Origin of the sequence: Chryseobacterium artocarpi, assembly GCF_001684975.1 — a bacterium.
Lineage (GTDB): Bacteria > Bacteroidota > Bacteroidia > Flavobacteriales > Weeksellaceae > Chryseobacterium > Chryseobacterium artocarpi.
Map to the genome: position 1 here is coordinate 238,717 of NZ_MAYH01000012.1, position 12,809 is coordinate 251,525.

Sequence of the window (12,809 nt, forward strand, 5' to 3'; positions counted from 1 at the left end):
GTGCATTTGTGGCATTATAACAAAAAAATTCCGGCTCACATTCGTGAGCCGGAATTGGTCATTTATCTTTCAAGTGTAAAATTTGAAATCACTTTCGGACGTTCAGCCTCGTTAGCAACTTTCCAGGATGTTCTGTACATCCATTCTGTCATTTTATACAGCTTTTTATAGTTGATGTTTTCAGATTCATCTTGTGGCGTATGATATTGGTCGTGCAGTACGCTGGTAAAAAATATTGCAGGAATTCCAACTTTAGCATACGGAAGATGATCACTTCTGAAATAGAAATATTCAGCATGCTGTGGAGAATCCCAATCTTTCAGATACTTGAATTTTGTACTTTCATTATTGGCATCTTCAGCCATTTTTACCAATTCTTCAGAATTCTTATGAGGAGCGTTTCCACCTAATAAAGCAGCTTCATTATTATCATTTCTTCCGATCATATCTCCATTCAGCACAGCTACAATACTCTCTTTCGGAACTACAGGATGAGCGGCATGCCATCTTGATCCCAGTAAACCTCTTTCTTCAGCACCATGGAAGACAAACAGAATACTTCTTTTTGAAGGTTGTTTTTTGTAAGCTCTTGCCATTGCCAACATTGCTACACAAGTACTTGCGTTGTCATCAGCACCGTTATAAATAGTGTCATTTTTTACAGGATGTCTGATCCCGTCATGGTCCTGATGTCCGCTTAGAAGAACATATTCATTTTTAAGTACAGGATCCGTACCTTCTATCTTTCCGATGATGTTTACAGAAGGATATTTGTAGGTTTCAGTCATGAGGTTCAGAGAAATTTTTGGGTTGTTTTTTACCCAATTTGCATTTTCCCTTTTGATCCAAAGTACAGGAATATTACTAGTTATTTTCTCTCTCAAACCTTCTACGCCGTAGCTTCCTCTGGTCATTTGGGGAAGTACTTCCACCCAGCTTTTGTCAGAAATATCATCGGTAATGAAAATAATTCCTTTTGCTCCCAGTTCACTGGCTTTGTTATAGTATTTTGTTCTTACAAATCCAGGATATCTTCTTACAAAAAGGGTCATTTCCTTATCAATATTTTTATCCGAAGCATTTACAGCAAGAACTTTACCTCTGATATTCAGTTTTGACAGATCTTCAGGTTCAGCATTTCCTGCGTAAACAATATCTCCGTCCAGAGTAGAATTTACAGGCTCAGCAACTAAAAAATCCTTCCATAACTTTAGATTCTGATCTCCAATTTTCAAGGTGCTTTGTGGAGTAACCTGATGTCTGTACATTTCAAAAAACTGAAAAAATGTACCATTATCACCTGCAGGTTTCATTCCTGCTTCTTTAGCTTTATCGGCAAGCCACATGGATACTTTTAATTCATCAAGTGTTCCTGCTTCACGCCCCCAGAACTGATCTGCGGCAAGTTCGTACATATCCTTTCTCAGATCTGTTTCCTTAATAGCAGAAACCAATGGATTCTTATAGCTTTGAGCATTCCCGATACTGAATAAAAGAAAACTCAATAGGGAAAAAACATAATTTTTATTCATAAGCTTTTAGTTTAAGCTGCCCAGTTTATCAGCAAATTGTTTTGAAAACTCTTTTCTGTCTTCTTCCAGTTTTTCCGGATCAGAAGGTAAAATATAATTGAACAGAATTTTATCCTCGTTATCTAAAAATATAATTTCCTTTTCCTCTCCGTTGATCATTTGTGAGAAAATTTCCCACATGGAAGTGTCTTTTAGTTTTAATAATTCAAAAAACGCTTCTGCTTTTATTTCTATTGTCTGCATGTTTATGATAATATATTTAAGTGTAAAGATCGTAATTTAAAATTCAAGGAACTTCAGCTTAAACTGAATGGCAAAATTCTCCTTGAAATGCGGCGTTGCATAATAACCCACTCTGTAGAATAAGCCCAGATTGAAATAGCTGGAAAGAAAGTTATTCCATTCCAATCCAACTTCCTGATAAAGATGGTCAAGCTTTCTGAACTTAAACTGATGGTATTCCGGATGTTTCATATCTCCGATAGTTCCTCGCAATACAAAATCAAAGCTGGAAACATTGTGTCCGAAGCTTTTGAAATACCAGGGAAGTCTGTGAGTGAAATAATAGGCAACAAATTTATCGTTATAATACTTTCCTCCTTCCAAAGTAGCAAATCCAAGAAATGAAGTAAGGTTAAAATTAAAATCTTTCCCGGGAGATGCAAGTCCGTTCATTGTAAAGTTCTTCCAGATAGGGGCTGCTCCTAAAACCATTCCTCCATAAAGTCTGAATCCGGTAGTTCCGATTACGGTTTTGAAGTTGTGTACAAAAAGAGCATCAAAACGGGAATAATTAAAATCTCCACCTGCCATTTTGTAACTCTGCTCATAGTTGAAATACAATTCCGGATATTTCTGATCGATCAGGGATTTTCCCTGTGGAGTCATAATATTGGTGGAATTCGGGGAATATTTTAAGGTAAATAATGTATTAAAGTTTTTAAATGAAGATCCACTATCCTTAAACTGGTAATCAAATTGAGCTTCCTCAGTATTTCTCCTTACTGCAAGAGCAAGGGTAAGCCCGTTCGTTACATCATTCAAATAAGAAAGAGAGGCTCCTTTGAAATGAAAATACTTATCATTATTTAAGTTGTTCCCAAAGTTCATCATTCTCATTTTAAAATTCCAGAGTCTTCTGTAAAATTCTCCGGATGCGGTAACATCATCGTAAAAATCAAATCTGAAAAATGAGTTTTTCTCTAAAGTTGTTTTTACGTCAATTCCCATCCCATATTTCCATGTTCTATCTTTCACACCGTAAGCGAAATAATAATCAGGAGAAATATAAGGATTGAAGTTTTCATTCACTTTAGCTTTTAAACCAAGTCTGAAACCTTCGTATGAGTTATAATTAACAACCTCATCCACTGCAAAATCTACAGATCCTACTCTTATTGCTCCATTGAGCAGACCGGAAATCATTTGAGCTTTACTGTCGATTTTATATCTTTTACCAAGACTGTCAATCGTTTTGTAGGTGTTTTGTTCTCTTTCCGTAAGCTGATCAGTTCTGTATTGATCCAGAGAATGTCCGTCAATATTTTTGACCGAAAAAGTATAGCCTTTAAAATCTTTGGCTTTTTCTTCAATAGGAGATTCAAAATCAAAATATTTTGACGTTAAGTAAGCATAAGTATTGAAATTCTTCTTGTCTTTTCTATCGATGTGGTCTTTATCACCCATCGCCATTTTACCCATTTTGAGCTTGGCTGTTTCATGAGCAAGGAACCATTTATTGCTATAAAATATCCACGTACTTGTGATGATACCGTCATTTTTATTTTTACTGAAATTTTCAATCTTTTTAATCCCGTAAGTTTCAGTATCTACATAAATAGCACCATTGTACTTTCTCTTTCTGTCTGGTTTTTTATAATTTACCTCACGGAATCGGATTACAAAGTTTTTTCTGCCGTCAAGCTCTATCGTATCCGAAAGAAAGAACCTGTAAAGACCTCTGTTTTCAGGTTTTAACTGTTCAGGAACAACATCTCTGTTACTCTGCTGGAGAGCAATCATTTCATATATCGGTTGCTTTAAACCGGAAATTCTGTTATCAAGAATATTAATCTTCTCTCCATACTTTTTAGAATACAAAAATTCCTGCGCTCTTTCCCAAAGGAAGAGTTTACTTTTTGCAAATATTCTTCTTGCATTGATGTTACTCAATGAATCCTTTTCTCTCTTTTTCTTAAAAAGATTAAGCTCATTAAAATACTGATTGAACTGGGTAAGGCTGTCTTCATCAATATCCAAAGATACTTTCTCGTAAGATTTAAAAGAATAGGATCCCAGACTTTTAGGAGAATTTTCGTTGAACAGCTTGTTTACTTTTTTTAGAATTTCCAAGGCACGCGGATCACTTTTATCCTCAATGACAATGGCATCAATGGCTGTCGTTTTTGATGAGTTTTTAAGAAGAGAAACTTCCATACTGCTTTCTACAGTGGTTATTTCCTTCTGATAAGAATTTGCTTCAATGTTGATGTTCTTACAACCTGTCTGAAACTCTAAGACTCCTAGTGTATTGGTGTAACCGAGAATTTTGTCATCACAGGAAATTTTTGCATTAGGGACAGGTTTTTGATTGGAATCATCCACAACTTTAATTTTCAATTGCGAATAACCCAAAAAGAATATCAAAAAAAATAGTAATTGTAAACTCTTTTTCATCTAAAAAAACAATGTCAAAATTAATAATATTTATTGTTGTACAAAAGTTTTTAACAGAGTATAACATTGATTTAATCTAATGTAGAGATGGCTTTTTCTGAAAAGATAAAGATTGAGTTTGGTTGAAGATAGTCTTTCCTGAATTCCTGAGATTTTCCAATAAAAAAACTCCTGAATTAATCAATCCAGGAGTTTCTATATGTTTAAATAATGTATTAAATATTTAAAGCCTTTTGATAAGCGTTTTCTAATCCATCAAGGTTTTTACCACCAGCAGTCGCAAAACCAGGATTTCCACCACCACCACCTTGAATTTCTTTAGCAAGATCTTTTACAATAGCTCCTGCCTGATAATCTGCAGCCAGATCATCAGAAACTCCAACAGTGATCATTGGTTTACCGTCTGCATCAGAAAGAATAATCGTTACCGAAGTTGGGATCTCTCTCTTCAGCTGGAATACAATATCTTTAACAGATCCAGCATCTAAAGAAGTCTTTTTTACTAATAACTGTTTGTTACCTTTCTGCTCGTAAGCATTCTTCCAGTCACCGATTTCTCCTTTTGCTTTTTCTTTTTTAAGAGCATCTACTTCAGACTTTAATGAAGCATTTTCCTCGATTAATTTTTCGATAGATCTTACAACATCTTTAGACTTTAATAGCTGTGAAAGCTCAATAATCTGCTTTTCAAGATTCTTGAAGTATTCTTCAGATTTATCACCTGAAATTGCTTCAATTCTTCTTATTCCCGCTGCTGCAGAACCTTCAGAAGTAATTTTGAAATGACCGATTTCACTAGTGTTTTTTACGTGAGTTCCTCCACAAAGTTCCTTAGAGCTTCCGAACTGGATCATTCTCACATTGTCACCATATTTTTCACCAAATAAAGCCATTGCTCCTTTCTCTAAAGCTTCAGCAATTGGAATGCTTCTGAATTCCTGTAATGCAATACTTTCTTTGATCTTGTGGTTTACTTTTTCTTCAATTAAAGCAATTTCTTCTTCCGTCATTTTATTAAAGTGAGAGAAGTCGAAACGTAAATAATCAGGACCTACGTAAGAACCTTTTTGCTCTACGTGAGTGCCTAAAACATCTCTTAAAGCCTCATGTAAAAGGTGAGTCACAGAGTGGTTTGCCTGAGAGTTTTTTCTATCTGTAGCATTTACTTTAGCATAGAAAACAGCCCCTGCATCTTTTGGAAGACCGCTGATCAAAGAAATGATAAGACCATTTTCTTTTTTAGTTTCAAGTACTTCGAAGCTTTCAGTGGCATTTTCAAGAATACCTTTGTCTCCAACCTGTCCACCACCTTCAGGGTAGAATGGAGAGTTGCTCAGCACAACCTGATAAAATTCTCCGTCTTTATTTTCTACCTTTCTATATCTTGTAATATAAGTTTCAGATTCGATTTGGTCATATCCAACGAAAGCTTCCGGTTTTTCTTCTAAAACAACCCAGTCATAAACTTTTTGAGCAGAATCAGATTTGGAACGTTGCTTTTGTTTTTCCATTTCAGCTTTGAATCCTTCCTCATCAATCGTTAACCCTTTTTCCTCAGCAATAATTCTCGTCAAGTCATCAGGGAAACCATAAGTATCATATAATTCGAAAACTTCTTCGCTTGGTAATACTTTTAAATTATCAGCAATCGTCTGTTGAATCAATTTTTCAACTCTGATCAATCCGTTTTCAATGGTTTTTAAGAATGAATCTTCTTCACTTTTGATAACTTCTGTTACCAAAGTTCCTTGCTTTTCAAGCTCAGGGAAGAATGCTCCCATTTGTTCCTGAAGAACAGCAACCAATTTGTAAAGGAAAGGTTCTTTCATATCCAAGAATCGATAAGAATAAGAAATTCCTCTTCTCAAAATTCTTCTGATAACATAACCAGCTCCTCCGTTTGAAGGTAATTGTCCGTCTGCAATCGCAAAAGAAACCGCTCTGATATGATCCACTACCACACGGATAGCAATATCTTTTTCATCTTCTAAAATTCCGGTATATTTTTTCCCTGAAAGTTCTTCAACCTTCGCAATTAGCGGAGTGAAAACATCAGTGTCATAGTTGGAAGATTTCCCTTGAAGCGCCATACAAAGACGCTCAAAGCCCATTCCTGTATCTACATGCTGAGCAGGTAGTTTTTCCAAAGAACCATCAGCCTTTCTGTTAAATTCCATGAAAACGAGATTCCAAACTTCCACCACTTGAGGGTGATCGTTGTTCACTAATTCCAAACCAGAAACTTTAGCTTTTTCTTCCGGAGTTCTTAAATCGATATGAATTTCCGAACAAGGTCCGCAAGGTCCGCTTGCACCCATTTCCCAGAAGTTATCCTTCTTATTTCCGTTGATGATTCTGTCTTCAGAAATGTGAGACTTCCAGAAGTCAAAAGCATCCTGATCTCTGTTAAGGTTTTCAGATGCATCTCCTTCGAAAATAGTTACATATAAATTCTCCTTTGGAATTCCGTATACTTCAGTCAATAATTCCCAGGCAAAAGCAATAGCCTCCTTTTTGAAGTAATCCCCGAAAGACCAGTTCCCCAACATTTCAAACATGGTGTGGTGGTAAGTATCTCTACCTACATCATCCAAATCGTTGTGTTTTCCAGAAACCCTAAGACACTTCTGTGTATCGGCAATTCTTGGGGCGGTAGGTGTTTTGTAGCCAAGGAAGAAATCCTTGAACTGCGTCATTCCTGAGTTGGAAAACATAAGGGTAGGGTCGTCTTTCAGCACAATAGGAGCTGAAGGAACGATAAGGTGTTCCTTACTTTTAAAATAGTCTAAAAATTTTTGACGTATCTCTTGTGATGTCATAGTATTGCTTTTGCTTTTTTTAGTATCAAATTTTGATAAGATGCAAATTTAATATTTTTAGGTGATTTAATATCTAATATTTGATATTTTCAAGGATGTTTTATCAAATGTCGGACATAATAATTATTTGCACAAAGGAATATATTGGTAATATCATGCTGTAGAATCATTAATTTTTTTTAAATGCAAAGACGTAAAGTTTTTTGAATGATTCCCTATCTGTTTTTTGCCACGAATTCACTTTCTCATTCGTGCATTCGTGGCTATATAAACAGTATACAATTTTATTGAAGATAAAATCCCTGCCCTTAAAAACATATATATTTATTTAAAATCCTCGCGTCTTTGCGATTCCCAACAAAATCATCAGTTCAAAGAATATTTTTGCTCATTTCCATTTAACTTATTACCTTCGTTAAGATCAGAAATAAGACAAAACATACTTCCAATAATGAAAAACGAGATTCTGAAAAGCTGGATAGATCAATATTCGGGACCGCTTCTGAAGAAAGCTCTTTATATGCTTTCCAATAAAGAAGATGCTCAGGACGTAGTTCAGGATGTTTTTATAGCTGCATTTTCAAATTATCATTCATTTGAAGGGAAAAGCCAGCCATTAACCTGGCTGATGTCTATTCTTCAGAGAAAAGTTGCAGACTTTTACCGTAAAAAATACAAATCAGAACCTAATATAAGGCTGGATCATTTTTTTGATGAAACAGGTTCTTGGAAAAATAATGATGTTCTGCAAGACTGGAATGTATCAGGAGAAGAAAATGAGCTTTTGAATAATACTGATTTTAATAAAACACTAGAGGAATGTATTGAGGAATTACCTGCCAGATGGAAGATTTTGTTGAAAATGTATTACCTCGAAGAAAAAAAAGCTGCAGAAGTAAGTCAGGAATTAGATGTTTCCGCGACTAATCTTTGGAAGGTTCTTCAACGGAGCCGGATGCAATTGAGAGAATGCCTGGAGTTTAATTGGTTTTCAAGAGTATAAAAATGATAAGAAAAATTCTACATATGCTATTTTTACCTTGCAGTGAAGCCACTTTACTCATGGAAAAGCGTAATGCAAATTCCATTTCAGCTCAGGAAAACAGGAAGCTTAACAGGCATTTGATGATCTGCAAATGGTGTAAAATGTATAATGAGAAGCTTGCCGTTCTGGATAAAATTTTTGAAAAGGCCTTTTCAGAAAAAGAAGCAGAAATTAATGAGTCTGAAATTCAGGATTTTAAAAATAAAATGTTTGATAAATTAAATTTTTAATTAAATTTTTGTCAGGATTATAAAAAGACACCGACTATACTTGTGAAAACAACGAAGTATTAATTTAAAATTAAAAAAATGGTCGGAACAGTACAGAAATCTAAACAGAATCTCTCAACCCAAACCGGGTATTGTATTTCACTTTTTGGAGCCGCTCTTATCCTATTGTGGATCGGTATCTTCAAATTTACCCCTACAGAAGCTGCTGCTATAAAACCATTGGTAGAAAACCATTTTCTTACCTTTTTCGTATATAAGATTATGAGCGTGCAGGCAGTGTCAAATCTTATCGGAGTGATAGAAATTATCATTGCTTTACTACTGATATTTAGTGCGAAATTTGCATTCTTAAAACAATATGCGGGAATAGGAATGATCGTTACTTTTCTGGTAACGCTAAGCTATCTGTTTACAACACCGGGAATATGGAAAGTGGTAGATGGAGTGCCTGTAACAGACTTTTTTATCCTGAAAGATCTGATGCTTTTAGGATTTGGATTGATGATAGTTCAAACAAGAAATAATGAATAAAAAGCTAAATATGAAAAATATATTAATTGTACTCGGTATTATTCTGGGTATAGCAGTTTTCGCTGCTGGGACAGGGCTTTTTAAAAAAAATAAGCCTATTGATGTAGAAGTAAAAAAAGAAAAACAGGAAATTATGGATAACAAGAATCTTAGGGAAATTTATTTTGCAGGTGGATGTTTTTGGGGAACAGAACATTTTTTTCAGCAGATCCGCGGTGTTGTAGGTACGGAAGTGGGATATGCTAATGGTAATACACAGAATCCTACGTATGAAGAAGTTGTAAGCCACACGACAGGATTTGCAGAAACAGTGAAAGTAAAATATGATCCTGAGCAGGTAGATTTAAAGTTGTTAATTGATCTGTATTTTAAAACAATTGATCCAACAAGTATTAATCAACAGGGCAATGACAGAGGAAACCAATACAGAACCGGAATTTATTTTACAGATAAAAATGATGAAGCTGTAGTAAAAGGAGAAGTTCAGAAACTGGCAAAAAATTATAGTAAACCAATCGTTGTAGAAACCATTCCTTTGAAAAATTTCTATAAAGCAGAGGATTATCATCAGGATTATCTGGATAAAAATCTGGGCGGATATTGCCATATTGAGCCAGGACTTTTTGAAATGGCTAAAAAAGCAAACCCGCTACCAAAGGCAACTTCTTATCAAAAACAGGATAAAAAGGTTTTAAAAGAGAAACTTACAGCAGAGCAATATAATGTTACTCAGGAAAACGGTACAGAAAGACCTTTCCAGAATGAATACTGGGATGAAACCCGCGAAGGAATTTATGTAGATATTACAACAGGAGAACCTTTGTTTATCTCAACAGATAAATTTCAGTCAGGTTGTGGCTGGCCAAGCTTTTCAAAACCAATTACAAAAAGTTTAATTGATGAAAAAATGGATCGTACTCACGGAATGACAAGAGTAGAGGTAAGAAGTAAAACCGGAGATGCGCATTTAGGACACGTTTTCAACGATGGACCCGAGGATAAAGGAGGTCTTCGTTATTGCATCAACAGTGCTTCTCTGAAGTTTATCCCAAAAGCCGAAATGGAAAGTAAAGGATACGGAAAATATCTTCCGTTGTTAGATAAAAAGTAATATGAAAGAATGGCTGCCGATTGGCAGCCATTTATTTTTAGTTGAATATAGATTTTGAAAATCTTTCTCTAAAGCTTATCAACGAAAAATAGGATAGGATAAGAAATCCTAAGAATAGAAAATAAGCCTCTTTGGTCAGTTGGGACAGAAAGTCTTGAATGTTATCAAAACTACTGGATTCATATGACGAAACTGAATGCAATGGACCATCGTCTATTACTTCTATAACATCACCACAAAGCCCGCAAGATTCTACCAAAGGATTCAGGTAAGTAACAGGAACATTTAAATTTCCGGTTTTTTCCAGATCCAAGCCATATTCGTCATGTCTTGAAATATGCATGTCATTGAGAATAGAAACAAAATCTCCATAGGTATTTTCTTCTCCTAAAATAAATTCAAGACCTGTATGTTTCTCATTTCTTTGTTGTAAAGCTTTCACTTCCGAAACATATGCATCTGAATTTTCTTTTGCTTTACCTGCCGGAACCTCTATTTTTTTGAAATTCCAGCTTCTTAATGGCTCAAGAGTATCATTATAATTGCTATTGTCTTTTTTTAATTGGGCAGGAAGTCTAAAATCTATTACTGAAGTGGTTATTTCTTCAATTTTTCTGTTACCAAAATGCCAAAGCAGAACAGGAACCACTAAAGCACTGATCAAGCCTGGAAAATAATACACTCTTTTCATACCAGTTTTTTTCTATGAAATTGAAAATTTTCTTTTATACTCAACATTGAAATATTTAAAAATAATAAAAAACCAAAGATCATATAAAACGATTGTTTTGGAAGTTCTGCAAAAGATTTTAATCTGTCAAAACCTCTGTATTGATTTTCTTCTTTATAATTATCAATGTAGGGTCCAACTACACAGGTATATGCACGAATATATTTATCAGGGTCAACATATTCATGAACCGCAAAAAGATGACCTGTTTTTCCTATATCAACACAAAATGTTTCCTGTTTAGAAAGATACATTACATTTATAATAACCATAAAGTCTTCATAACTATTTTTGTCATTAATTATAAATTCAATTCCTGTTTCTTTCTCATTTCTTGCCTGTAATTTTTTTAATTCAGAAATATAATATTGTTGATTCTCTGAAGCTGTATTGGGAGATAGAAAAATCTTTTTATAATTCCAGTTTCTGTAAGCCTCAAAAGTATATTCTAAAGGAGTTTTAGGCGTAATTTTGGGAGGTATTCCCAGATCCATCACTGTATATTGAGGATGAACCCTTTGATTGCCATAATACCAGAATAGTATCGGAAGTAATATAGCACTGATGAGCCCCGGAACATAATATATTTTTTTCATCCTATTCGTTTTTGATAAAATTATAAAATAATTTAAGATTGAAGGAAGAAATACCTGTAGAAATTAAGTTCTGTTATTAAAATTCAGGTGTATTGATGAGAATTAAGATTAAAATATTAAATTTGATAGAACTAATAGGGAATTATGAAGTTAATTGAACTCGCAGAAGAACTAAATGTCTCTGCAGAAGCCATCAAACAGTTTATACAGGATTTTGATCTTGAATTGGTAGACTGTATCAGTACAAACTTTGACGTGAAAGAAGACTTTGAAAAATTTGCCCGTGAAAATGTGGATTTTTTAAGACTCTACGAAAAAGATCTTGACAAAAACAAAACACTTGAACAGATTGCCAAAGTCATCAATCAGCCTAAAGACAAAGTAGAAAAAGCAATAAAGGATAATAACCTTAATATTTTCGATAACGGTTTTTTTAAATCTTCTATTTCAAGTTATGGAATAGACAATAAACTGGGTGGTAATTATAAATTCGTATATGACTATTTCGGACATAAAACCAGCCTCCAGCAAAGAGATTTTATAGGATACAGAGATCTGTTTTTTTATACCTCAACAGTGCTGGAACCGTTCCTGAATCCCCAGCAGATTAAAGATTGGGGAATCAATAAACCGGCAGGAATTATTTTGTACGGACCTCCGGGAAGCGGTAAAATTTTCTGGGCTAATAAAATTGCAGAAATTATCGGATATCAATTTAAAGAAGTCAAAAAACATTATTTGGGAACTTCATTGATTGATGGAAATGAGATCAATTTCAGTGATTTTCTTCTCACGGTGATGAAGGAAAATAAAATGTTGCTTTTCATGGATGATTTCGATGAAATTATGATGCAAAGAAAAGCCGATACAGATATTGCGTCTTGTAATCTGGAAGCTCAGGAACTGATACTTCATTATATCGGAAAATTTGAAAAAGAAGGCGTTTTGATGGTGGGTTCAGCCAATTCCGTTTCTGAAATTGATGAAGAAATTCTGGCTCCCGGAAGATTTGATGTGATGATTCCTATATTTCCACCTAATGCTTCAGAACGCTCTGAAATTATCTTATATGCAATGACAAGAGGACTTGAAGAAGACTCCTTACTTTATAAAATTCTTAAAAATAATAAAGCAGACAAAATTCCTTTCTGGCATGATATATCTTCAAAAATGAAGGTCTTCAGTAATACCATGCTGATTGATTTTACACAAAGCTTAAAAAAACGAATCAAAAATCTTTATCAAAGAACCAGAAATGAAAAGCTGAAGATTGATCAGAATCTTTTAAACGGAGCCTTACGAGATGCGGCAGCCAAACTTACCGAAGAATATCTTGATCAGGTATCTCGATTTTTAGCAGATGTGATTATCAATAACTTTGATGAATTTCAATTTAGAATTTTGGCATTACGCAGCGAATTGGAAACTTATAAAGTAGTAGAAGAACCAAGACGTGCGATTGGATTTCAACACAACGACGAGAAAGAAGAGTAGTGGGGATGCGAGATTCGAGATATGAGATATGAGATGACGGGATGT

11 protein-coding genes are annotated in these 12,809 nt (G+C 34.5%); 5 read left to right on the forward strand and 6 right to left on the reverse strand.

Going from position 1 to position 12,809, the window contains the following annotated elements; translation table 11 throughout:
- Positions 1-62: 62 nt before the first annotated feature.
- The 4 genes from BBI01_RS05660 to alaS all read right to left on the reverse strand — a co-directional run bounded on the left by BBI01_RS05660 (position 63) and on the right by alaS (position 7,027).
- The gene (locus tag BBI01_RS05660) at positions 63-1,532 is read right to left on the reverse strand and encodes a M20/M25/M40 family metallo-hydrolase (protein ID WP_065393704.1); all 1,470 of its coding nucleotides are present in this window, start codon (positions 1,530-1,532) and stop codon (positions 63-65) included.
- 6 nt (positions 1,533-1,538) lie between these two features.
- Positions 1,539-1,775: a hypothetical protein gene (locus BBI01_RS05665; protein ID WP_065393705.1), complete on the reverse strand. Its 237-nt coding sequence runs from the start codon at positions 1,773-1,775 to the stop codon at positions 1,539-1,541.
- Between the two features lie 36 nt (positions 1,776-1,811).
- Positions 1,812-4,136 (reverse strand): hypothetical protein, encoded by a 2,325-nt coding sequence (locus BBI01_RS05670; RefSeq protein ID WP_228393943.1) that lies wholly within the window; start codon positions 4,134-4,136, stop codon positions 1,812-1,814.
- Between the two features lie 287 nt (positions 4,137-4,423).
- Positions 4,424-7,027 carry an alanine--tRNA ligase gene (gene alaS, locus BBI01_RS05675; protein WP_065393707.1) on the reverse strand — a complete coding sequence of 868 codons (2,604 nt, stop codon included), beginning with the start codon at positions 7,025-7,027 and terminating at the stop codon, positions 4,424-4,426.
- A gap of 451 nt (positions 7,028-7,478) precedes the next feature.
- Between alaS and BBI01_RS05680 the strand changes: the two genes are divergently transcribed.
- From BBI01_RS05680 to msrB, 4 genes are all read left to right on the forward strand, one after another.
- On the forward strand, positions 7,479-8,030 hold the full coding sequence (locus tag BBI01_RS05680) for an RNA polymerase sigma factor (protein WP_065393708.1): 552 nt from the start codon (positions 7,479-7,481) through the stop codon (positions 8,028-8,030).
- A gap of 59 nt (positions 8,031-8,089) precedes the next feature.
- Complete coding sequence (locus BBI01_RS05685; RefSeq protein ID WP_228393944.1) at positions 8,090-8,302, forward strand: hypothetical protein; 213 nt, start codon at positions 8,090-8,092, stop codon at positions 8,300-8,302.
- 78 nt (positions 8,303-8,380) lie between these two features.
- Positions 8,381-8,833 carry a DUF417 family protein gene (locus tag BBI01_RS05690; RefSeq protein ID WP_065393710.1) on the forward strand — a complete coding sequence of 151 codons (453 nt, stop codon included), beginning with the start codon at positions 8,381-8,383 and terminating at the stop codon, positions 8,831-8,833.
- A 10-nt stretch (positions 8,834-8,843) separates the two neighbouring features.
- Positions 8,844-9,944, forward strand: a complete 1,101-nt coding sequence (gene msrB / locus BBI01_RS05695; protein WP_083190047.1) for a peptide-methionine (R)-S-oxide reductase MsrB — start codon at positions 8,844-8,846, stop codon at positions 9,942-9,944.
- Positions 9,945-9,981: 37 nt separating this feature from the next.
- On the opposite strand, the gene BBI01_RS05700 is transcribed toward msrB, so the two are convergent.
- Positions 9,982-10,635, reverse strand: coding sequence for a hypothetical protein (locus BBI01_RS05700; protein WP_065393712.1), 654 nt, complete (start codon positions 10,633-10,635; stop codon positions 9,982-9,984).
- Complete coding sequence (locus tag BBI01_RS05705) at positions 10,632-11,270, reverse strand: hypothetical protein (protein WP_065393713.1); 639 nt, start codon at positions 11,268-11,270, stop codon at positions 10,632-10,634. The genes BBI01_RS05700 and BBI01_RS05705 overlap by 4 nt, the downstream gene beginning before the upstream one ends.
- A 144-nt stretch (positions 11,271-11,414) precedes the next feature.
- On the opposite strand from BBI01_RS05705, the gene BBI01_RS05710 reads away from it, so the two are divergent.
- Positions 11,415-12,764 (forward strand): AAA family ATPase, encoded by a 1,350-nt coding sequence (locus tag BBI01_RS05710; RefSeq protein WP_065393714.1) that lies wholly within the window; start codon positions 11,415-11,417, stop codon positions 12,762-12,764.
- Positions 12,765-12,809 lie beyond the last annotated feature (45 nt).

Coding starts and splice junctions, on each gene's coding strand:
- BBI01_RS05660 (WP_065393704.1), bottom strand. CDS start 1,532: ATGAATAAAAATTATGTTTTTTCCCTATTGAGTTTTCTTTTATTCAGT.
- BBI01_RS05685 (WP_228393944.1), top strand. CDS start 8,090: ATGGAAAAGCGTAATGCAAATTCCATTTCAGCTCAGGAAAACAGGAAG.
- BBI01_RS05690 (WP_065393710.1), top strand. CDS start 8,381: ATGGTCGGAACAGTACAGAAATCTAAACAGAATCTCTCAACCCAAACC.
- alaS (WP_065393707.1), bottom strand. CDS start 7,027: ATGACATCACAAGAGATACGTCAAAAATTTTTAGACTATTTTAAAAGT.
- BBI01_RS05665 (WP_065393705.1), bottom strand. CDS start 1,775: ATGCAGACAATAGAAATAAAAGCAGAAGCGTTTTTTGAATTATTAAAA.
- BBI01_RS05680 (WP_065393708.1), top strand. CDS start 7,479: ATGAAAAACGAGATTCTGAAAAGCTGGATAGATCAATATTCGGGACCG.
- msrB (WP_083190047.1), top strand. CDS start 8,844: ATGAAAAATATATTAATTGTACTCGGTATTATTCTGGGTATAGCAGTT.
- BBI01_RS05710 (WP_065393714.1), top strand. CDS start 11,415: ATGAAGTTAATTGAACTCGCAGAAGAACTAAATGTCTCTGCAGAAGCC.
- BBI01_RS05705 (WP_065393713.1), bottom strand. CDS start 11,270: ATGAAAAAAATATATTATGTTCCGGGGCTCATCAGTGCTATATTACTT.
- BBI01_RS05700 (WP_065393712.1), bottom strand. CDS start 10,635: ATGAAAAGAGTGTATTATTTTCCAGGCTTGATCAGTGCTTTAGTGGTT.